This window comes from Trinickia fusca (assembly GCF_003628145.1).
GTDB lineage: Bacteria > Pseudomonadota > Gammaproteobacteria > Burkholderiales > Burkholderiaceae > Trinickia > Trinickia fusca.
The window spans coordinates 441,418-463,007 of the sequence record NZ_RBZV01000004.1 but is presented as its reverse complement, the minus strand read 5'-3'; the positions used below and the strand labels follow the sequence as shown (position 1 = coordinate 463,007).

The following is a 21,590-nucleotide window of genomic DNA, read 5'->3' as shown; positions in this document are numbered from 1 at the left end:
TCTCATTTGCTTTGCATCTGGAACAGCTGGGCCAGCATGTCGTTCGCGGTCGATACGACTTGCGACGACGCCTGATACCCGCGCTGCATGATCACGAGGTTGCTGAACTCCGCCGACAAATCGACGTTCGAGATTTCGATCATGCCTGCCTTCACTTTGCCGAAGGCCTGCGTGCCTGCCGCACCTATCTGCCAGGTCTGCCCGGGTGCCATCGCGAACTCGTTGCCGTTCACGGGTTGCAGCGCGTCTTGCGACGTGTACGCGCCGAGCGCCAGGCTCTGGCCCTTGGCCGATTGACCGTTCGAATAGGTCAGCGCCAGTGTGCCCGACGGGTCGAACGTCGCACGCGTCATCGCGCCGGCGCCGTAACCGTCTTGCGAGGCCACGGCGAGGCTCGACTGGCTGCCCGAGTCGTACGACGTGACGTTGCTCGAGAAGTCGAGCGTCAGCGGCATGGCTTGGCCGCCGCTCGGCGTGTAATTGATCGTGACGCTGTTGTTGGCCGGGTCGGGCTGGCTGCTGATGAAGGCGAGCTTGCCCGTGCCCACGGTGTTGGCGCCGTCGAGCACGGTCACCGTCCAGTTGCCCGGCGAGCCGCTCACCGCGTCGAAACGCGCCGACAGCGAATGCGAGCTGCCGGTCTTGTCGATGACCGTGAGGCCGCTTACGGTTTGCGTCGTCGTCGTACTCGACAGGTTGCCCGAGAAGGTGAGGCGCGTCGAGGCCTTCGCCGCGCTGACCTTCAGCGCGCCCAGCTGAATCGGCACGAGATTGCCGCTGCCGTCGAGCCCGAGCACCGTCTCGCCCGTTGCGCTCGAAACCAGCGTACCCGTGTTGTCGAACTTGAACTGGCCCGCGCGCGAGCCGTGCACGTTGCCCGCGCCGTCGCGCAGCAGGAACAGGCCTTGCCCGTCCACGGCCGCGTCGAGATCGTTGCCCGTGTTCTGCAGGTCGCCCTGCTTCAGATCGAGCCGCGTGCCGAGCGTGGTCAGCCCATAGCCGTATTGGCCCCCGCTGCCGCCGGCCAGGTTGCCGCTCGAGTAGAACATGTCGGCAAACTGCAGACTCGCGCCTTTATAGCCGGGCGTGTTCAGGTTGGCCGTGTCGTTCGAGATCACGCGCAGGCCCTTCTCGTACCCGGTCAGGCCGCTCATCGCGATGAAGATGGAATCGAGCATCGATACTCCTTCGAAGATTGGCGATGCGCTCAGTGCACCGTCGTGACTTGGCTCAGACCGACGTTCGCCAACGTCGAGCCGCTCGTCGTCTTCACCGTCAATTGCGGCGAGCCGCTCGCGAACGACAGCGCCGTCACCGTACCCGTCACGGCACCCGCCGCCGTCTGCAGATCGACGGTGCGCCCGATCAGGCCCACCGACTGCAACGACGCCTGATTCGTCAGCAGCTGCTCGATGTTCGAGTTCATCTGCTGCGTCTGCTGCAACGTCGTGAACTGCGCGATCTGCGCCATGAACTGTTCGTTGTCCATCGGCTTGAGCGGATCCTGATAGGTGAGCTGCGTGAGCAGCACCTTCAGGAAGTCCTGCATGTTCAGTCCCGATGCTGCCGGCGCACCGGTCGGGCCGGTCACTGTGCTGATAGTCATGGAGCGTCCTTGGTGTCAGTGTCAGGTTGAATCGATGAGTCGAACGAAGCGGCCTCGCGCCTGTGCGCCGCGTCGGCGGCCGGCGCTGGCCAGACGAGCCGACCGTTGCAGACGACGCTGAGCAGTCGCGTGCGCTGTCCGGCCAGCCAGCTGTGCAAGCCGTTCACGAGCGCGGCGAGCGGCACCGGCTCTCCACGATCGGCGCCGAGCCATACGCGTACGCCGTCGGCCGACCATTCGGCGTGCAGACGCACGGCGGGTGGGTCTTCGGCGTCGCTGCCGATGCTCGGGGGCAGGGTCGACGCAAGATGCTCTGCGCTCGACGTGCGGTCACTCGCATCGGGGACTTGCGTCAATTCGATGTCGGCGATGTGGGCAAGACTTTCACGCAATGCCACCAGTGAAGGCATTGGCATGCGGGCGGATGCGATGCTCATCGGCTCCTCCGATGAGGGCTGGCTTACCGACGGCGCAACAGACTCGCGCATCGCACTCGACGGAACCGCAGCGCCTGTCGCAGTCCGCACGCCCGGCACGCTGGCGAGCGCATAGCGTTGCGCGGCATCGGCGAACGGCGACGCGCTCGTACGGTTGGCGGGCCAGCCGCCTGCGGCAGGCATCGATGTCCCGGCCGCGCTCGTGTACGCCGACTGCTGCGCCATCCGCATCGGAAGCTGGGCCGGCGCGGTGGGCATCTCGCGTGCGGCAGGCTCTGCCGGCTTGAACCATCCCTCGAGCTCGGCTTGCTCCATCGTTTGCCGCCAGACGAGATCGTGCTCGGCGACGCTGCGCTCATTGGCGGCGGTGTACTCGCCCGCTGCCGTGCGCCGCACCGGATCGCCGAGCGCCACCCATTGCGCGAGCCCCAGGTTGATCTGCGCGCTCATCGGCTGGCCTCCCGCCGCTCGGGCAGAGACGGCGAGGGTGTGAACGCATGACCTTGCGCCTCGCGCGAGAGCCAATCGCGATCGGCTTCGGCGGCCTGCCGCGCTTGGCTTTCCTGCGCGAACTGCGCCAGGCACTCGCTGCGATGACGCTCGATGAGTTCGAGCCGCTGTTCGGCAACCGCGCAATCGAGCGCGATGCGCCGGGCGTCGTCGCGCAATGTCGTCAGGTCGGCCTCGGCTTGCGCGAGTGCTGCGTGCGATTGCGCGAGCCATTCGAGCATCGGCCGGCGGGTGGCCAGATCGAGCGTGCGCAGCGAGGCACGTGTCAGCAAATCGCACTGCGCGCGATGATGGTCCTGCTGTGCGGCGAGGGCCGCCTCGGCTTCGCGAATCGCGTGCTGCGCGCGCGCCAGACGCGCACGGACCGCATCGAGCTGCCATTGGCGCTGTCGCCGCAGCGGCTCGAGTCCGTAGTCGAAGGCGCGCAGATCGACCGTCATGCGGCGCTCCCCTTCGTGCGAGCGGCCTGCGTCATGCTGGGCGTACCGGCCGTACCGAGCGCCTGAGCGAGCTGACGCAGCGCTTCGCCGCGCGCCATACCGCCTTCGGTCTGAGCAAGCCACGTTTGCAGTGCCGGCCTGCGCGCGAGCGCCGCGTCGAGCTCGGGGTTCGTGCCCGCTTCATAAGCGCCGAGCTCGATCATCTGGTGATTGCGCTCGATCATCGCGAGCACGCGCACGGCTTCCCTGATCGTGTTGCGCTCGGCGTCCAGCGTCAGATCGGGCAGCAGACGGCTTGCGCTCTTGAGCACGTCGATGGCCGGATACTGCCCCTCATGCGCGAGACGCCGCGTGAGCACGATGTGGCCATCGAGGATCGCGCGCAAAGCGTCCGAGACCGGTTCATTGAAATCGTCGCCTTCGACGAGCACCGTCAGCAGCGCCGTGATCGCGCCGCCCGAACGTGCGGTGCCGCAACGCTCGCACAGCTGGGGCAGCTCGGCGAACACGGAAGGCGTATAGCCGCGCGCGGTCGGCGGCTCGCCCGCCGCGAGGCCGATCTCGCGGCGGGCCATCGCCAGGCGTGTGATCGAGTCCATCGTCAGCAAGACCTGCTTGCCCTCGTCGCGAAAGTGTTCGGCAATCGCCAGCGCGGCATGCGCGGCGCGTGCACGTGCGAGCGCCGGCTGATCGGCCGTCGCCACGACGACCACCGAGCGCCGCAAGCCCTCTTCGCCGAGCTGCTTGTCGATGAACTCGCGTACCTCGCGGCCGCGCTCGCCGATCAGTGCGATCACGTTGACGTCGGCCTTCACGTGCTTCGCGATCATGCCGAGCAGCGTGCTCTTGCCGACACCGCTGCCTGCGAAAATCCCCACACGCTGCCCTTGCCCGAGCGTGAGCAGGCCGTCGATCGCACGGATGCCCGTCTCGAGCACGCGCGTGATGCGCGGCCGATGCAGCGGGTTCATCGGCACGCCTTCGATCGGTCGTGTCGCGGTGGTGAGGGGGGCCTCGCGTCCGTCGAGCGGACGCCCGAAACAATCGATGACGCGCCCGAGCAGTTCGTCGCCGACGCCGATCGTCGAACGTCGCCCCAGCGCGAGCACGGTGCTGCCCGCGGCCAGGCCATGCATCGTGCCGTACGGCATCAACGTGACGTGACCCGGCTGCACGCCGACGACTTCGGCAAGCACCGGTACCGAGCCGGCGTGCGACCCAGCGTTGTGGCCTTCGTGCGAATGCGCGTCCGCTTGCGCGTGCGAGTCGAACAGACGAAAAGCAGCCGATCCGCCACCGAGCGAAGCCTGTGCTCCTTGCGCCGCCTCGCTTGCGGGCGGCAACACGGCGCACAGCTCGCCGACGCGCGCACGCGGCCCTTGCGACTCGATCGCGAGCCCACGCATGCGGCGCACGACGCCCGTGCGGCGCGTGAGCTCGACGTCGTCGAGCGTGCTGCGCAAGCGGGCGAGGCGGCTCATCGCGGGGCCCCCGTCGGATGCGGTGCGACTGCGGCCGCGCGGCGCCCGCCCGCGAACCAATCGGTCAGCGCAGCAAGCTGCGTGGCAAGCCGTGCATCGAGGCTGCCTTCGGAGGAACGCACGACGCAGCCGCCACGGCCGACACTTTCGTCGGCCACCCACAGCGCGCCAGGGTCGGCATTGCCCGAGGCTGCCAGACGGGGGGCGAGCCACGCCGCCAGCATCGGATCGTTCTGCAAACGTGCGAGCTCTTGTGGGTGAACGTGCACGGCCACCAGCCCCGCGCCCCCGGCGCCCCCGCTTGCAGCCGTATCGCCGCAACAAGTCACCACAGCCTGACGCACGAGATGCGCAATGCCTTGGCCGCTCACGAGCGCGTCACCGAACACACGGCAAACGACGGCATGACAGAGCGCGACCATGTCGTCCTCTGCGGCGTCGAGCCGCTCGGTGATCTGCTGGGGCAATGCCGCGAGCAGGCCGTCGAGCATCGCCAGACGTTCCGCGACGACGCGCTGGGCCGCCTCCTGTTCTTCCCGTAATGCGTTGGCCGCCTGTTCGCGGGCCGCTTGTATGCCACGTTGCATGCCGTCCTGATAGCCCTGCTGCGCGCCGAGCTCATGACCTTCGCGGCGCCCTGCGGCGAGCCCGTCCTCGCGGCCCGCGGCAAAACCGTCGCGATAGCCGGCCACCATCAACGCTTCTTCATCGTCGGCGGATAAGACCGGGTTCGATGCCGAAGCCGAAGCCAGCGGCATCGATTCGCTCGGCGATGGCGTCGTGGTGGCAACCGCGGCCTCGCGCGGGCGTTCCGTCGCCGTCGCCTGCGTGGCGATCGTCGACTGTGACGCGCCCGGCCGCGTCAGCGTCCGCGGCTGTGTCACGAATGCGACATCGCGCAACAGCGACGCGCTAGCGCCACCAGCGGCATCAAGCGCGCGCGATTGCGACAGCGTTTCGTTCGATGTGCTCGGCTGCATCGGTCAACTCCTCGGAAAGCGCAGCGGCGTCGGCAACGCGCGCCGCGCGTGTGCCCCAACCCGCTCGAACAGACTCGAACCCGCCGACGCAAACGCGCGTGCCGCAGGCTCGGCATCGACATCGACTCGAGCGGCGAGCCGCGCAACGAGCGTCGTCAGCAAGGCGGCTTGCAGCGCCGGTGCCGTGTGGGCGGCCGGCATGTCGCGCTGCGTTTTCAGCATGTCGTCGATCTGGCGACGTTTGACGGGCCCCAGGGCCTCGAGCAGCGCATCGCGCCACGGCCAGGCGCGCGCGCGCACCAGCTGCGCGATCAGTCCGGCCGGCTCATCCCGCAACACCGCGGCAAGCCGGGCAGGATCGGCACGATCGAGCGCGCGCAACTGCGGCGATGTTGGCGACGACACGGGCGCAATGGCACCGGCCAGCGCCGCATCGGCCGGCAACGCCAACACGGCGTTCACGAGCGAGCGATCGGCGGGAATGCCGAGCGCGTTCAACTCATCGAGCAACGACAGCAGCGAGGCACGCTCGGCACCCGGCAGTTGCTCGAGCAGCCACGCACGATCGGCTGGCTGCAACGCAAGCAGCAGCAGCGCCGCCTTACGCTGCGCAGGCGGCACCGGATCGGCCGTGCCGAGGCGGGGCGCGTGCGGCGTGCTCATGACAGCTCCCGCGTCGAAGACGCAACGTGCTCGCCGCGCAACCAGGCTTCGACCTGTGCGAGCGCGGCGCGCCGTTCGTCGTCGGTCAACGCGCGCGAAGCCGCGCTTGCGTCACTGCCCGGGCGAGCGGCGCGCGCATCGCCGACCGACGGCCGACGACGTACGAGAAAGCTCGCGAGTGCGGCCAGCACGCAAAGGGCGAAGCCGATGAACCACGGCGTCAGCCTGGTACTGCCCGGCGTGCGATTCAGCCCTGCCGACGCCGGCTCGGGCACCACCGCAACCGCCGTGCTTGCGGCCTCGGAAGCGGCCGGCGCCACCATCGGCGGCGTTACACCATAAGCAGCGGCCGGTGCATTGAGCGCATCGAGCGTCTGCACGACGACGGTGTCGCCGCGATCGGCCGACGCGCCGACGCTCGCCGCCACCATGCGTCGAATCTGGTCCTGTTGATTGGAATCGAGCGCGCGGCGCACGACGACTGCCACCTGAATGCGCCGGATCGACCCGGGCTGGCTGACGACCTGCTCGACACGCCGGCCCACGGCGTAATCGACTTCACGCTGGCTGCTCCCGCCTTGCGCCGCGCCGTTATAGGCAGCCACGGTCTTGGTGTCGAGCGGCGCGCCGGTGTCGTGCTGCGACTCGCGCTCGTGCACCATGACGCCGGCCTGCGCGGCACCAGGCCGTCCCGCGGCCGGCACGACGTCTTCGGTCGTGGCCTGAATGCGATCCATGTTCAGCGAGACGTCGACACTCGCGAGCCCCTGGCCCGGACCGAGCGCGCGATCGAGCACGAGCCCGACCTTGCGCGACAGATACGTCTCGGTGTCCTTCTTCAGATCGAGCCGGCTCGCGCCGCTATCGAACTCGGCGTCGGTGCCCGTCGGCCGCGTCAGCGCGATACCCGTCTGATCGACGATCGTCACGTTCTGCGCATCGATGCCGGGCACGGAGGCCGACACGAGGCGCTGAATGCCCGTCACCTGATCGTTCGTGAGCGTCGCGCCCGAACGCATCGTCAGCGTGATCGACGCCTTGGCCTTGCCGCTCGCCTGCTTGAACAAGCCCTGCTCCGGCAGCGCGAGCAGCACGCGCGCATCGCGGATCTCGTCGAGTGCGAGGATCGTCCGCGTGAGCTCGCCTTGCAGCGCACGCTGATAGTTGATCTTCTGCGCGAACTCGGTCATGCCGAAGTCGCTGTTGTTGAACAGCTCGAAGCCGACCGCGCCGTGCAGCGGCAGATCGCCGCCCATCAGCTTCAGGCGAGTCTTGTAGACGGCAGCCTTGTCGACGAGGATCGACGCGCCGTTGTCGGCGAGCACGTATGGGACCTTGAGCTTGTCGAGCTCGGCCACCATCGCGGCCGCATCCTGCGTGCCGAGGTCGGCGAACAGCACCTGGTAGTCGGTACGCATGAGCCAGTAGCCGCCGACGGTCGTCGCCGCCGCAATCACGATGACGCCGCTCACGAGGCCCACGCGTGCGCCGCGGCCGAGGCTCTCCCAGAAGGACCGGATCACAGGCCACCCCCTTGCGTCGAGGATTTATGACGATCGATCGTGCGCGTCGTGCGCGCTGCGCATGTCGTGCGCATAGCAAAGAAACGATTCACGGCTACACCTGCATTTTCATGACGTCTTGATACGATTCGAGCAGGCGATTGCGCACCTGCATCATCAACTGAAACGACAAGCGCGCTTCTTCGAGATCGATCATCACTTGATGAAGATTCGGCGCGCTGCCGGTCGCGAGCTGCTGCAAGCCCGTCTGTGCGCCGAGCAGCTGGCCGTTCACGGCATCGAGCCCCGTGCTGACCATGTGCCCGAAGCTCGCGCCTGCCGCGGTCGCGGCCGGGGCATCGCCCGCGTTCGGCAGCGACGGCATCTGCAACGGCTGCAAGGCTTGTGCGCCCGCACTGGCCCCGGCTTGCGCCTGGCCCAGCTGCGCGACGGCTTCGATCGCGGCCCAGCTCATGACGCGCTCCCGATGTCGAGCGCGCGCAGCGCGAGCGTGCGAGCCGTGTTCATCGCCGCGACATTGGCCTCGTAAGAGCGAATCGCCGTCATCAAGCCGACCATCTCGGTGGCCGTATCGACGCCCGGATAAGAGACGAAGCCCTTCTTGTCCGCGAACGGATGACCGGGCTCGTACGACAGGCGCGGCTTGACGTCGGCAGGTTCGACGTCGGCCTGCGGCAACGGCAGCGACGTCGCTTGCGCGCCCGATGCATCGGCGAGCCCGTCGTCGACGCGCTGCGCGAACGTGCCGGCCGTGAGCGAGCGCACGATGACGCGCAGCGGCCGGTAGCTGACGCCGTCGGCCGTCTGGGCCGTGTTGGCGTTGGCGAGGTTGAGCGCCGCCACGTCGACGCGCATGCGCTCGGTCGACATGCCCGCCGCGCTGATTGCGAATGCCTGTGAATAGTCCATACGCAGATTCCGCTTGAAGTCTGTAATCGAATCGATGAAGAAGCGAACGCGTCCGCTTACTTGTTGCCGTCGCTCGCCGCGAGCTCGAGGATCGCGTAGTGCTTCGAGAGGCCTTTCACGAGCGCCTGGTACTGCACGGCGTTCTGCGCCATGCGCGCGACTTCGGCATCGAGCAGCACCTGCCCGGTGACGCCGGAGCGCGCATCGGGTACGGCCTGCAGACGCGGCGTGACGCCCGCGAGCGAAGTCGCATCGAGCTGCCCTTCGCTTTGCAGCGTGCGGCGCGCGTCGTCGAGCTGATCCTCGAAGCTCACCTGCACGGGCACGTAGCCCTCGGTCTTCGCGTTCGCGATGTTGGCCGCGATCGCCTGCTGCCGCAGGCTCGCCGCATCGAGCGCCAGGCTCAGAGCGGCCGTCGTGACGGCCTCGATTCCCTCGGTCATCCTCGTTTCTCCTTCTCGTTCTACGGGCGTTACTGGATCACCAGATCCGCGTGCAGTGCGCCGGCCGCCTTCACGGCCTGCAGGATCGCGATCATGTCGCGCGTGTCGATGTGCAGGCGCGCGAGCGTCTGCACGAGATCGGCCACTGTCGTATCGCGCGGCGCGACGTAGCTCGCGCCCGCAGGCTCGGTCACGTCGATGCGCGTGTTCGTGACGATCGCCGTGCGCACGCCGGGGCCTGGCCGCCATACGTCGATCGGCTGCGAAGCCGTGTTCTCGGTCGCCACCGAAATCTTCAAGTCGCCCTGCGAGATCGCGACCTTCGAGATCGGCACGTCGCCACCGGACACCACGGTGCCCGTGCGCTCGTTGATGACGACGCGCGCGCGCCGATCGGGCTCGACCTTCACGCTCTCGATGCTCGCGATGAACTTGACGAGCTGACTGCGCCGGTCATCGGGCACGGCGATGTCGATGCCCTCGGCGTCGCGCGCTTGCGCCAGCCCCGAGCCGAGTTGCGCGTTGATCGCCGAGGCGATGCGGCTCGCCGTCGTGTAATCCGGGTCCGCGAGCACGAACGTGATTTTTTGATCGGCGTGCAGGATCTGCGCGCCCACGCCGACTTCGACCGTCGCGCCGGCCGGAATCGTGCCGACGGTCGGGTGGTTCTTTTGCACGACGTTGCCGTTGGCGTCGTAGCGGTAGCCGCCGACCGACATCGCACCTTGCGCGAGCGCATAGACGCGGCCGTTCGCGGCCTTCAGCGGCGTCAGCAGCAAGCTCCCGCCGAGCAGGCTGCGCGCATCGCCAGCCGACGTGACGGCCACGTCGAGCGTGTCGCCCTCGCGCGCAAACGGCGGCAGCTCAGCCGTCACCATCACGACGGCGACGTTGCGGCTCTGCACTTCGTCGGGCGTGACCGTCAGATTGAATTGCGAGAACGCGTTCGACAGCGCCTGACGCGTCACGCGGTTGGTCGGCGAATCCCCGGTGCCGGCCAGGCCCGTGACGATGCCGTAGCCCGTCAGGCTGTTGTCGCGCCAACCCTGCAGCTTGCCGAGATCCTTCACGCGGATGACCTCGGCCGCATGCCCGACACCGGCCGCCACCGCCAGCGCGCACGCGAGCAGCGCCGTCAACGAGACGAACACCGCACCACGCCCCCTCACGCGCCCCATGCGTTCGGCCATGCGCGACGCGCGACCCTTGTTTTGCTTGATCCAGTCCATCAAAACCCCAGCCAGTCGATGACCTTGCGCCACCAGCCGCGCCGCTGCCGCTCGGTCAGATCGCCGTCGCCCACGTAGTCGATATGAGCATCGGCAAGACGCGTCGACAGCACGACGTTGTCGGCCGAGACGTCCTGCGGCCGCACGCGGCCTACGAGATTCACCTTGTGCTGCTCGTCGTTGACGGTCAGCATTTGCTCGCCCGCGAGCTTCAAGTCGCCGTTGGGCAGCACCTCGCGCACGGTCACGGTCAGCGAAGCCAGCAGCTTGCTGCTGCGCTTGGTCGAACCACCGCCGTCGAAGGCACCGCCCGTCGTCACGCCGAACTCGGGCTGCTTGCCGATCAGCGAGCTCGTGATGCTTGCACTGAGGTTGTTGTTGCGTTGCGTCGTCGTATCGGTGCTGCTCGTCGCGCTCGAGTTCTCGTAGACGAGCACCGTGATCGCGTCGCCGACGCGATACGCCTTCGTATCGGCGCCGATCGCGCGATACGTGCTCTCGTTGTAAAGACTCTCCGCGTGCGCCGCATTCGCCGCAGCCAATACCGCACACAACAGCACCGCCATCGGCACTCGTTTCATTCCGCCGCTCATGGCAGCACCTCCACCGTTCCTGCTCCTGTCACACGCGCCGTGATCGCGCTCTTCGCGTGGCGCAACCGCACTTGCACACGGTCGCCGAGCCGTCCGTCCTCGAGCACCTCCGCGCGGCTTTCGAGGCGCACGCCCGCATGCGATTCGCTGAGCATCGCCCAGTCGCCGCGCGCCACGAGCGGCGTAGTTTCGACCGTGCGGGCCGTCAGCACGTCGCCGGTTTCGAGCGGCCGACGCAGACGCAACGCGGCCATCGACGTATGCGCCTCGTCGTTGTCGCTTGGGCGCATAGGCGGCGCACTGCGGCCGCTCCACTGAACGTCACGGACCTCGACCGCGGAGCCGTCCAGCGTCTGCCCGGCTTTCAGCGGTTCGGTCGCGACGTAGGCCGGCGCCGTCACGCTGACATCGAAGCTCACGGGCACCGTGCGCACGAAGCGGCCGTCGACCCATACGTCGACCCACACCGACATGTGACGCGCGAGCAGCGCGGCATCGGACGCGGTGTCCGACAACCGACGCGGCTTGAGCTCGAGCGTGCCGACGGGCACGGTCAGATCGTGCGGCGTCTGCGCCACATTCAGGTCGATGCGCGCCCCATCGCGCGCGAGCCACGCACGCAGCGTTTCGCTTGCCTGACGCGCGACGAGCTCGCCGGTCACCGTGCGCGCTGCGACGCTGATGCGGCTCGCCTGCGCGCCGCGCCAGACGATGTCGGCCGGTGCGATGCCGAGCCGCAGTGCGATCCAGCGCGCAAGCGTCGCGCGCGTGAGTTCGGCCGTCTCCCCTGCGAGCGGCGCGGAGCCCAGCGGCAGCGCCTCGAGACTCGCGCGCGTCGCCGCATCGCCGGCTTCGACGTGCGCGATATCGCCCAGCGTCACTTGCGCACGGCGCACCTGGGCCTCGCCGGTCAGCGCGATCGCGATGCGGGTCGACGCGGCCGTATCGGCGATCGGCGTCACCGTTATCGACGTTTCTGCCGGCACCGTCATCGCCATCGCCGCACCGCCGCACGGCAACGCGGCAGCGGCCACGGCCAGCACGGCTGCGAACGCACGGGTCACACGAGTCACGCGGATCGATCGCATCGTCGAGACCAGGCTGCCTGCGGGCGAGGTCATTTGCGCAGGTTGTTGACCATGCCGAGCATCTCGTCCGATGCCTGCACGACCTTGACGCTGGCCTCGTACGCCCGTTGCGCGACCATCAGGTTGACCATCTCGTCGACCATCTTCACGTTCGAGCCTTCGAGCACGCCTTGTGCGAGCGTGCCGATACCCTCCTGGCCAGGCTTGCCCGCGATCGGCTCGCCCGAGTCGTCGCTAGCGCGATAGAGGTTGTCGCCGAGCGCCGTCAGCGATTGTGGGTTCGAGAACCGCACGAGCTCGAGCTGGCCCGCATCGACGGGCGTCGCCTGGTTCGGCACCGTGAGGCTCACGTGACCATCACTCGTGATCGTGATGTTCGTGGCGTTCGAGGGCACCGTGATGCCGGGCTTGAGCACCTGGCCCGACTGCGTCGTGAGCAGGCCGTCCGAGTTGACCTTCAGCGTGCCGCCCCGTGTGAAGGCGCGCGAGCCATCGGGCATCGTCACTTCGAGGAAGCCGTCACCCTGAATCGCCACGTCGAACGGCGAGCCCGTCTGGCGCAGATCGCCGGTCTCGAACACCTTGCCGACGCTCGCAATACCGACACCCCCGCCCAAATGCGGAACGGCACCGAGCGGGCCGGCGACGCTCGCTGCGTCGGGCGCCTGGTCGCCGAGCACATTGCGCGCTTCGCTTGCCATCAAGTCGGTGAAGCTCACGCGCCCCTTCTTGAACGCGGGCGTGTTCACGTTGGCCAGATTGTTGGCGATCGTATCGACGTTCATTTGCTGCGCCTGCATGCCAGTGGCGCCGATGGACAGTGCGTCAAACATGGTGATGATTCCTCTCGCGCATGGCGCGTGACTTCAGTCTTCAGTCGCGGATCTTGCCGATCTTGCGGTTCGGCCTTAGGGACGAATGCCGATCACGACACTTCGCCCAGCTTTTGCAGCGCCGTGCCGAGCATCTCGTCATAGCCCTGCGCGATCTTTTGCATCGATTCGAAGTGACGCATCGTCTGCATCAGCTGCACCATTTCCTGCATCGAGCTCACGTTCGCGTTCTCGAGCGCACCCTGGCGGATGCGTACGTTGTCGTCGCCGACGATGGTCAGACCCGGCCCCTCGCCCATCAAGCCTTCTCCGAGACGCGGCAGTTGCTCCGGGTGCTCGAACTTGACGATCTTCAGTTGCGCGACCGACACGCCAGGCGCCGACGACGACGGCCCGACGAACGTCGCATCGGGCTCGGTGATCGCGCCGAGCGAGTCGATGTGCGGCGTCGACGTGCTGAGGCGGATCTCACCGCCCTTGCCCATCACGGGATAGCCTTGCGCCGTCACGAGCCGGCCTTGCGCATCGAGGCGGAAATCGCCCTGGCGCGTGTAGGCCGTGCCGTTCGGCGTCGCCACCTCGAAGAACCCTTCGCTCTCGAGCGCGACGTCGAGCGGTTGGCCGGTCGACTTCAGCGTGCCCGCGCGCATGTCGTTGCGCACCTGCACGAGGCCGGACTCGGCAGCGGTTTCGGCCACCACGCCGCTCGTCATCTCGGCCGAGCGTGCGGCGGCGTCGGCGGCAATGCCTTCCATCACGTCGACGAACGGCTGGACGGCCACGACTTCGCGCTTGTATCCCGGCGTCGAGACGTTCGCGAGGTTGGATGCGACGCGATCGAGCCGCACCATGTCCTGGTGCATGCTGGCGAGCGCGACGGCGTAGGAATCGGACATCGAATCACCCTGCCTTGACGGCAAACGAATCAAACGAAACAAACGGAACGAGTGGCGGCATCACGTTCATAGCGAGACGACACCCCACGACTTGAGCTCGATGCTTTGCGGCACCTCGGCCATCGACAGCACGCGCAGATGCGGCACCACACGTTCGGACAGCGCGCGGATGTGCCGACGCAGTTCGGGCGCGCACAGCAGCACGGGCAGCAGGTTGCTTTTCATCATGCGTTCGGCCTGCTGCACGAGCCGCCCGATGAACTGCTCGACGAGCTTGGGCTCGAGCACGAACGGCTGCATCGCGGTACCCGCAGCACGCGCGGCCTGCACGCTCTGCATGAATTGGCTTTCGATGGCCGGATCGAGCGTCATGACCTGCAATGCGCTGGCCTCGCCGATGAGCCCCTGGCAGATCGCGGCGCCGAGCCGCTGGCGCACGAGCTCGGTCAGATGCTGCGTGTCCTTGCTTTGGCGGCCCGCGTCGACGAGCGTCTCGAGAATCGCTTCGATGTTGCGGATCGAGACCTTCTCGGCCAGCAGCCCCTGCAGCACTTTCTGCACGTCGCTGACGGACAAGATCGTCGGAACCAGCTCCTCCACGAGTCCCGGCTGGGCCTGACGGATGCGAGCGAGCAGCTTGTCGGTCTCCGCGCGCGTGAGCAGCGTCGCCGATTCGCGGCGCAGCACTTCGGTCAGGTGCGTCATGAAGACGGTCGGCGCATCGACGAGCGTGAACTTCGCCGTGTTGGCGGTCTCGCGTTCGCTTTCCTCGATCCACACGGCCGGCAGACCGTAGGTCGGCTCGCGCGTGGGCTCGCCGCGAATCGAAGCCGTATCGCCCGACGGATGGATCGCCAGGATGCGGTCGACACGCGCCTCGCCTTTCGCACGCAGCACGCCGTCGAGCACGATCTCGTAGCGATCGGGCCCGAGCTTGGCGGCGTCCTTGAAGCGCACGCGCGGCAGCACCATGCCGAACTCGGCCGCATGCTGCTTGCGGAACACGGCGATGCGCTCCATGAAGAGGCTGCCCGGCTGCGTGATCAACGGCGCCCAGCGGCTGCCGATATGCACCTCGATCGGCTCGACGACGAGCAGCGCATACGGATCGTCGTCCTCGGCGCCCGTCGCGCCGGCTTGCGCGCCCTCGCCCTGCGCGGCGCTTCCGTCTTCGCCGCTTGCCTGCGCGCGTTTTGCCGCGCGGTACGCGAACGCCGCAATGGACAGCACGACCGCCAAGAGCACGAGCGTCGGCACCGCAGGAATACCGGGCAGCACGAGCAAGCCGCCGAGCGCGGCGGCCACGAGCAGCAACGTCTTCGGAAACGACGTGACCTGACGCAGCACTTCGGTGCTCAGGTTCGCATCCGATGCCGAACGCGTGACGATGATCCCGGTACCGACCGCGATCACGAGCGCCGGCACCTGCGTGACGATGCCATCGCCGATCGTCAACAGCGTGAACGTCTGCAGCGCCTGGCCCCACGGCATGCCTTGCTGCATCACGCCGATGATGAGGCCGCCGATGATGTTGATCAGCATGATGACGATGCCGGCGATCGCATCGCCCTTTACGAACTTGCTCGCACCGTCCATCGCGCCGTAGAAGGCCGCTTCCTTCTCGATGTTCTTGCGGCGCCGCTGCGCTTCGGCCTGATCGATGAAGCCCATGTTGAGGTCGGCATCGATGCTCATCTGCTGGCCCGGCATGCTGTCGAGCGTAAAGCGCGCGGCCACTTCGGAGACGCGCTGCGCGCCGCTCGTCACGACGACGTACTGCACGACGATCAGGATCAGGAACACGATGAGCCCGATCACGTAATTGCCGCCGACGACGAACGAGCCGATTGCGCCGATGACCCTACCGGCATTGCCGTCCGACAAAATGAGGCGCGTCGCGGCCACGTTCAGCGACAGCCGGAACAGGGTCGTGATCAGGAGCAGCGACGGGAACGTCGAGAACTCGACGGGCCGCGCCATGTAGAACGTCAGCAGCAGCACGAGGAACGCAAAGCTGAAGTTCGTGAGGATCAGCAGATCGAGCAGACCTGCGGGGATCGGCGCGAACAACACGCCGAGCACGCCCAGCACCAGCATGACGAGGGCGACGTCGCTGTGCCGCCCGAACACGTTCGTCAGCGATTTCATGCGGCGGCTCCCTCGGCGGCAGTGGTAGAACGGTATGCCGCCTTGCGCGCATCGCGCATCGCAAACACCCAGACGATGATGCGCGCCACCTGCGCATAGTGGGCGGGCGGCACGTGCTGATCGATATCGAGCTCGCGATAGAGCAGGCGCGCGAGCGGCGGATTCTGAACGATCGGAATCTGATGGCGCTGCGCGATGCCGCGCATCGCGGCCGCGAGCACGCCGCCCCCTTTCGCGACGAGCTGCGGCGACGTCATTTCGCCATGGACGTAACGCAGCGCCACGGCCACGTGCGTCGGGTTGGTGATCAGCACGTCGGCCTGGCTCGTGTTGCGTACCGATTGACTGCGCTTGAGCATCTCGCGCCGCAGTTCGCGCAGTCGCGAGCGGATGCGCGGATCGCCTTCACGCTGCTTGAATTCGTCCTTGAGCTCGCGCTTGCTCATGCGCATGCGCTTGGCGAATTCGCGGCGCGTGTAGAGCGAATCGAGCAGCGCGATCAGGCCGAGCATCGCGGCAATGCGAAGACCAAGTGAAGCGAAATCATCGAGCATCGTACGCACGAGGCCGAGCGGCGACAGGCTGGCGAGGTAGTAGAACTGCGGTACGAGATGCTTGAGCGTGAAGTACGCGGCCAGCGTCAGCAGCACGAGCTTCAGGCAAGTGCGCACGCCTTGAAACAGCGTCCGCAGCGTGAAGAGCCGCTTGAAGCCGGTCACGGGATTGATGCGCGTCCAATCGGGCTTGATCGGATGAGCCGACAGCACGACGCCGTTCTGCATGACATTGCCGATCACGGCCGCCACCACGATCGTGATCAGGAACGGCACCGCTTGCACGAACGTCGTTTGTACCGTGTGCCCAAGCAGCGCGATCAGCGCAGCGGGGCTCGCATCGAGCCGCCCTGCGACGCTCATCAGCGCAAGATCGAAACGAAACTGAGTGCGCCAGACGGCCCAGCCCTGCCACGCGAGATAAGCCATCGCAAACGCGAACACGACAGCCGAGACCACCTCCGGGCTCTTGGCGACCTGGCCGCGCTCACGGGCGCGTTGCAGCTTGTAGGGGGTGGCCGCTTCGTTGCGGTCGAGATCCTGTTCGGCCATCACGCACCCCGCAGCAAAGCATCGGCCGACGAGGCAGCGAACTGGACGGCAGCCGGCGCATTGACCGACGACAGCTCGAACATCTCGTCCCAGGTGCGAAAGATCGAACCGTAGGTGCGGCCCATCACATCGCCCATTCCGACGTACCACAGCGACAGCGCGACGACACCCACGACGATCTTCACCGGGATCCCGAGCGCGAGCATGTTCATCTGCGGCAGATTGCGCGCCACGACGCCGAGCGCGAGATCGACGAGCAGCAGGCAGAACGCGACGGGCGCGGCCAGCGCGAAGCCGAGACTGAACAGGCCCGCTACCTGCTTCACGAACGGCAGCCAGGCATCTTCGAGCGCCCACGGATGACCGAGCGGGAAGCGGTTCAGGCTGTAGACGAGGCCGCGCATCAGCGCATGATGGCCGTCGACCAGAAAGAAGCCGATCAGCGCGAGTTGATTGAATGCCGAGGTCAGCAGCGGCGATTGCGTATTCGCAACCGGATCGAAGACCTGGCCGATGCCGAAGCCGATTTGCACGTCGAGCAAATGGCCGGCCACGGAGAATGCGGCGAACGCGAGCGCGATCCCGAGGCCCAGCGTGACGCCGAGTCCGACCTCGGCGACCGCCGACTCGATCAGCAGCCCCCAATGCGAAGTCGGCCCGGCCGCAATCGAATCGACGAGGCCATCGGGCTCCAAGCCCATGGCAAGCGCCGCGCACAACGCGACGATCAGCATGATGCGGATCGTCGTCGGCACAAACGAAGCGGAAATGATGGGCGCGACGACCAACATCGCGCCGAGACGCAGCGAGAGCAAAAACGCCATCGTCAACCAGGCGGCACCGAACATCTCGTCTCGCCCGCCGTCAGAACATCGAGGGAATGCTCGACCACAGTTGGGTCGAGAATTGCATGATCTGGCGCAGCATCCACGAGCCGAGCACCACGAGCACGATACCGGCCGTCAGCAGCTTGGGCACGAAAGTCAGTGACATCTCCTGAATTTGCGTCACGACTTGAATGATGCTGATCACAAGACCGACCAGCATGGTGAGGCCCAGCAGCGGAGCGCAAACGATAAAACCCGTCCAAAACAGGTTGCTCATCATATGAAGCGCCAAATCCAGATGCATGAGCACCACCCCCGAACCACGTGAATTCTCGTTTTACTTCAACCAATTACGACATCCCGGCCACAGCACAATTGCCGATGTCAGCAACCTCAAAAATGATTGAAACGCATGTTACCGCATATTACGAGATACAGTAGGAACGAGACAAGTAGAGAACTTTATATTTTTGTCGCGTTTTGTTTTTTATTGCGCAGCGTGCAATCTTTTAATTGAAGCAAGTGCGTCATTTGAATTAAACGGCAGGGGAAAATGAACAATTCCCACCCACCGTTATGCAATTCCGAACAAATCGTCGAGGATGGGAGCGTAATTGGCGGGATGCACCATCGGATGGCTGTTCATTTCCAGCAGCCATAATTGATCGTGTGCGTCGACGACGGCATCGACCGTAAACACCGTGTGCGAACGCAATTCGTCGGGAATCGCCTGCGCCAGCGAATTACCGATTTGCTGCAGTTGGGCGCGCATGATGTCGGATTGCTGTGACAACACGTCGCGATTGTTGATCACCGTTGGATCGAATGGCGTCGCATAGCGGAAATCGAGCCGCACCTGCTGCCCTTCGGCCACCACGCTATCGGGATCAAAGCCTTGCCAGGCAAGGATGTCGCGGCTCACGTCGAGATCGTAGACCGTATCGAAGCTGCCGCGTACCGTGCCGACGATCTCACGCAGCGTCCGCCGGCCGTCGCCGACGGCGAACGGTGCGGACAAACGCTCCATCGCGGTCGGGCGCCCATTCCAGCACCACACCTTCACGCATTCGCCCTTGATGAACTGCTCGAAGTATTCTCCGTCGTTCAGCACGACACCCAAAGCATGCGCGTGGTCGGCGCGAAAAGGACCGCGGATGCCCTGACCGAACGAACCGCGCTGCCCCTTCACGATGAAGTGCTCGCTTTGCGGCGCGCCTTGCTGCCAATACGCGGGAATCGGCAAGCCGGTTTGCTTGCAGTACTGCTTGAATACGAGCTTGTCGGAGGCGATCGGCCAACGCTTCAATTCGTACGGCAGCCATCCGATGAACGGCCCGCGCTCACCGAAGTAGCCCGAATAAGCGAGCCCCGCGCCGGTGTCCACGGCAAAGCGCGGGAAAAACTGCGCCGTTTGCTGGCCGCGTGTCACCCGGAGGCGAAACGTCTCGATGTCGAGCGAGACGCTCGCATCGTGCCGGCGCGCCCACTCGCGGACCCGGCGAATGTGGTTGAGCGGCTGAAAGAAGTAGAACATCGAATCGCTCTGGAGGGCAGCGTCAAGGAAACGGATGGGGAAAACGGGCCCCGCGGTGCACGCCGGCGGCCATCCCGAGCGGCAGGTCATGCGCGCCGAAGCCGATCGGAATCAGGCCCGGCACCAGCATCCGGCCCGAGACGAGGCGCTCGCCGGTCAACGTCAGCGGGGCGTCGGGCAAACTGAGGTCGACCCACAGCAACTCGAATCCGCGTGCCTGGAGATCGGCGTAGAACGTCGAGATATCGGGCGCGTGACGCCGTGCCACCTCCTCGAACGCATATCGGCCCTGCGTCACGAACAGTCCGTCGGCACGCTTGTAGTAACGTTTGTGCGCATAAAGATCGGCATGTTCGGCAGGCGTTCGAACGTCGGCCGGGCGTATTGGCTCTGCCTTCAGGCCACCCAGCCGCGCATAGGCAGCCGTCTCGGCCTCCGACAACGCCGAGTGAAGCACGCGCTCGAGATCGAGGCCGGCACTGGCGCCGACGGTCGTGAAATGCATCGCATCGTGCTGCACGAGAATCATCCAGACCGGGTGCACGGCGAGATCCAGCACCTGCACGCTGACGCGACAGCCGCGCGATTGGAGCTCGCCGATCCGCGCAAGAATGCCGGCCGGCAATGTATCGGCGTCGATCTCATCGCCGCCTCGCTGGGCGAACCAGTGCCGCATGAACGCATCGCGCTCGATCAATTCGAACAACGCGGATTGCTGGGCCATCGTCACCGAGGTACCGCTCGCACAACCCGACGAAGACGCCGCGGTCAGTCGCGTCTCGAAGTATTCGGCCGGCAGCGCATTGCGATGCAGCACGCACTCGGCCGGCACCCAGCGCGTCGCGCCCGTCAGCACATTGCGCGTTTCGGTCCACAGATAGGGCGTGGCGCGATCGAAGGGCTTGTACGGAAACCCGGCGCGGCGATATTGCGCGCGCGAATAAGCAACGAGTGCCCGCGGGTCGCATTGATCGCTGCCGGGCTGCCATGTCTCGCTGCGCCATGGACGCGGCTGACGATACGCATGCCGTTCGGCCGCCTCGGCGACCGCCTTGTCGTACGCACGCCAGGCGCTCGCGTCGCGCCCCCAGCTGAACGACTGCGCGGCGGTCTCGCCACCGCTGTCGATGCGGGCCATCGCGAGATGAAACGGCAAACCTGCGACGGCGTCGGACCACAGAAACTCGATCTCGTGGGCGCTGCCTTTTACCGCCAGTGCATCGTCCGGCAAGGCACCGAACACCCCCGCGATCAGCGCGTGCTCGCGCTGACTCAGCCCACAATGCTGCTCGACGCTCGGATAATCGAGACCGCCCAGGGTGCGCCACCCAATGTGCAGCTCGGCTGCTGCGAGCGCCAGGTTTTGGATGATCGCGCCGGCTTCGAGCAATGCGAACGGATAGCTGCGATTGCCGTATTTGAGCGTGCTCGGCGCCAGGTCCGAACTGACGATGACGAGCCCAGCCGCATGACGCAGCATGTGCGGGTGATAGACGAGGCTTGGGATATGGTCGAGCTCGTCATGCTCGCGCTCGAGATGGACGCCGCCTTGCGTATCGAAGCGCACCGCGTAGGTGCCGCTCGCGATGCCGCCGATGGGCGCCAAGAGAACGACGTGCAGCCGCAAGCCATAGAAGCCGCCAGCGGAGGCCACGCTCCGGTGCCCCGACGCTTGCATGCCATAGGCCGCGTGCAACAGGCCGGTCAACGTTTGGAGCGGCAGCGGCTGGGTTCCGAACGCGTCGGCCGAGCGCCGCTGGGCTAGCAGTCCGGCAAACGACGAGGCCCCCGACGACGGCAGTTGGATCGCCTCCGTGGCGACTTGTGCCGGCTCAGGCAACCGCGGTATCGCGGCGCGCCAAATGGCCTTGTCGGCCGGGCGGCCCATCCAGTTCGGCGTGCGCGCGGCACGCGCCGCGGATTGCAACAGCGTCGACGTGTCGATCAGAATGCCCGCGGCAAGCAAATCCTCGACGAATTGTGCGAAGCGCGGCTCGCCCCATTGCGCGACGCTTGCGGCTTCGATCTGCGCGAGCGTCATGTCGCCCTGACACCATTCGAACAGTTTCGCCAGATATTGCCGCGGTGCGCGCAGCTTGATCTTTTCTCCGGCGAGTCGCAATGACAGCGTATCGCCTCGAATCAAACCCGGTGCCGCAAGCAGAGGGCAGATACGTTCGCGGTCGTGCGCGGCTAATTCGATCGATTCGGATCCACTCATTGCAGCTCGCCACCGATTTTTTCAGAAGTCCGCGCATACTACCTTCGGTGTTTTCAACCGGCAATCAGCGCAATTGTCGCGATTTGTATTCGATGGCTGCCTGATTGGTTTGGTCTAAAGACC

The 21,590-nt window shown here is 66.3% G+C and carries 22 protein-coding genes; all 22 read right to left on the bottom strand.

The annotated features are described in order from the left end of the window. Window positions 1-2: 2 nt before the first annotated feature. Entirely contained in the window at window positions 3-1,178 is a 1,176-nt protein-coding gene (locus D7S89_RS14020; protein WP_121278271.1) for a flagellar hook-basal body complex protein, read from the bottom strand. Between the two features lie 29 nt (window positions 1,179-1,207). After that, complete coding sequence (locus D7S89_RS14015; RefSeq protein ID WP_121278270.1) at window positions 1,208-1,606, bottom strand: flagellar hook capping FlgD N-terminal domain-containing protein; 399 nt, start codon at window positions 1,604-1,606, stop codon at window positions 1,208-1,210. Further along, window positions 1,603-2,493, bottom strand: a complete 891-nt coding sequence (locus D7S89_RS14010; protein ID WP_121278269.1) for a hypothetical protein — start codon at window positions 2,491-2,493, stop codon at window positions 1,603-1,605. Before D7S89_RS14010 ends, D7S89_RS14015 begins: the two co-directional genes overlap by 4 nt. Continuing rightward, the gene (locus D7S89_RS14005) at window positions 2,490-2,993 is read right to left on the bottom strand and encodes a hypothetical protein (RefSeq protein WP_121278268.1); all 504 of its coding nucleotides are present in this window, start codon (window positions 2,991-2,993) and stop codon (window positions 2,490-2,492) included. Before D7S89_RS14005 ends, D7S89_RS14010 begins: the two co-directional genes overlap by 4 nt. Beyond that, on the bottom strand, window positions 2,990-4,474 hold the full coding sequence (locus D7S89_RS14000; RefSeq protein ID WP_121278267.1) for a FliI/YscN family ATPase: 1,485 nt from the start codon (window positions 4,472-4,474) through the stop codon (window positions 2,990-2,992). The genes D7S89_RS14005 and D7S89_RS14000 overlap by 4 nt, the downstream gene beginning before the upstream one ends. Next, complete coding sequence (locus tag D7S89_RS13995) at window positions 4,471-5,454, bottom strand: FliH/SctL family protein (RefSeq protein ID WP_121278266.1); 984 nt, start codon at window positions 5,452-5,454, stop codon at window positions 4,471-4,473. The genes D7S89_RS14000 and D7S89_RS13995 overlap by 4 nt, the downstream gene beginning before the upstream one ends. 3 nt (window positions 5,455-5,457) lie before the next feature. Next, the gene (locus D7S89_RS13990; RefSeq protein WP_121278265.1) at window positions 5,458-6,117 is read right to left on the bottom strand and encodes a hypothetical protein; all 660 of its coding nucleotides are present in this window, start codon (window positions 6,115-6,117) and stop codon (window positions 5,458-5,460) included. After that, a complete protein-coding gene (gene fliF, locus D7S89_RS13985; RefSeq protein WP_121278264.1) occupies window positions 6,114-7,640 on the bottom strand; it encodes a flagellar basal-body MS-ring/collar protein FliF in 1,527 nt (508 codons plus the stop codon). The genes D7S89_RS13990 and fliF overlap by 4 nt, the downstream gene beginning before the upstream one ends. 94 nt (window positions 7,641-7,734) lie before the next feature. Next, a complete protein-coding gene (fliE, locus tag D7S89_RS13980; RefSeq protein WP_121278263.1) occupies window positions 7,735-8,094 on the bottom strand; it encodes a flagellar hook-basal body complex protein FliE in 360 nt (119 codons plus the stop codon). Beyond that, the gene (gene flgC / locus D7S89_RS13975) at window positions 8,091-8,549 is read right to left on the bottom strand and encodes a flagellar basal body rod protein FlgC (RefSeq protein ID WP_121278262.1); all 459 of its coding nucleotides are present in this window, start codon (window positions 8,547-8,549) and stop codon (window positions 8,091-8,093) included. The genes fliE and flgC overlap by 4 nt, the downstream gene beginning before the upstream one ends. 56 nt (window positions 8,550-8,605) lie before the next feature. Next, window positions 8,606-8,992 (bottom strand): flagellar basal body rod protein FlgB, encoded by a 387-nt coding sequence (gene flgB, locus D7S89_RS13970; protein WP_121278261.1) that lies wholly within the window; start codon window positions 8,990-8,992, stop codon window positions 8,606-8,608. 29 nt (window positions 8,993-9,021) lie between these two features. Beyond that, complete coding sequence (locus D7S89_RS13965) at window positions 9,022-10,221, bottom strand: flagellar basal body P-ring protein FlgI (RefSeq protein ID WP_245982896.1); 1,200 nt, start codon at window positions 10,219-10,221, stop codon at window positions 9,022-9,024. Further along, entirely contained in the window at window positions 10,221-10,802 is a 582-nt protein-coding gene (locus D7S89_RS13960; RefSeq protein ID WP_121278344.1) for a flagellar basal body L-ring protein FlgH, read from the bottom strand. Before D7S89_RS13960 ends, D7S89_RS13965 begins: the two co-directional genes overlap by 1 nt. An 8-nt stretch (window positions 10,803-10,810) precedes the next feature. After that, entirely contained in the window at window positions 10,811-11,935 is a 1,125-nt protein-coding gene (flgA, locus tag D7S89_RS13955; protein WP_121278260.1) for a flagellar basal body P-ring formation chaperone FlgA, read from the bottom strand. Beyond that, window positions 11,932-12,735 carry a flagellar basal-body rod protein FlgG gene (gene flgG / locus D7S89_RS13950; RefSeq protein ID WP_121278259.1) on the bottom strand — a complete coding sequence of 268 codons (804 nt, stop codon included), beginning with the start codon at window positions 12,733-12,735 and terminating at the stop codon, window positions 11,932-11,934. Before flgG ends, flgA begins: the two co-directional genes overlap by 4 nt. Before the next feature lie 92 nt (window positions 12,736-12,827). Next, window positions 12,828-13,631, bottom strand: coding sequence for a flagellar hook-basal body protein (locus tag D7S89_RS13945; protein WP_121278258.1), 804 nt, complete (start codon window positions 13,629-13,631; stop codon window positions 12,828-12,830). 66 nt (window positions 13,632-13,697) lie between these two features. Further along, window positions 13,698-15,779 carry a flagellar biosynthesis protein FlhA gene (locus D7S89_RS13940; protein ID WP_121278257.1) on the bottom strand — a complete coding sequence of 694 codons (2,082 nt, stop codon included), beginning with the start codon at window positions 15,777-15,779 and terminating at the stop codon, window positions 13,698-13,700. Then, window positions 15,776-16,885, bottom strand: a complete 1,110-nt coding sequence (locus D7S89_RS13935; RefSeq protein ID WP_121278256.1) for an EscU/YscU/HrcU family type III secretion system export apparatus switch protein — start codon at window positions 16,883-16,885, stop codon at window positions 15,776-15,778. The genes D7S89_RS13940 and D7S89_RS13935 overlap by 4 nt, the downstream gene beginning before the upstream one ends. Beyond that, complete coding sequence (gene fliR / locus D7S89_RS13930) at window positions 16,885-17,733, bottom strand: flagellar biosynthetic protein FliR (protein ID WP_121278255.1); 849 nt, start codon at window positions 17,731-17,733, stop codon at window positions 16,885-16,887. The genes D7S89_RS13935 and fliR overlap by 1 nt, the downstream gene beginning before the upstream one ends. A 16-nt stretch (window positions 17,734-17,749) precedes the next feature. Beyond that, window positions 17,750-17,989 carry a flagellar biosynthetic protein FliQ gene (locus D7S89_RS13925; RefSeq protein WP_245982894.1) on the bottom strand — a complete coding sequence of 80 codons (240 nt, stop codon included), beginning with the start codon at window positions 17,987-17,989 and terminating at the stop codon, window positions 17,750-17,752. Window positions 17,990-18,286: 297 nt separating this feature from the next. Further along, window positions 18,287-19,246, bottom strand: a complete 960-nt coding sequence (locus tag D7S89_RS13920) for a hypothetical protein (RefSeq protein WP_121278254.1) — start codon at window positions 19,244-19,246, stop codon at window positions 18,287-18,289. A gap of 22 nt (window positions 19,247-19,268) precedes the next feature. Further along, window positions 19,269-21,467: a YcaO-like family protein gene (locus tag D7S89_RS13915; RefSeq protein WP_121278253.1), complete on the bottom strand. Its 2,199-nt coding sequence runs from the start codon at window positions 21,465-21,467 to the stop codon at window positions 19,269-19,271. Window positions 21,468-21,590 lie beyond the last annotated feature (123 nt).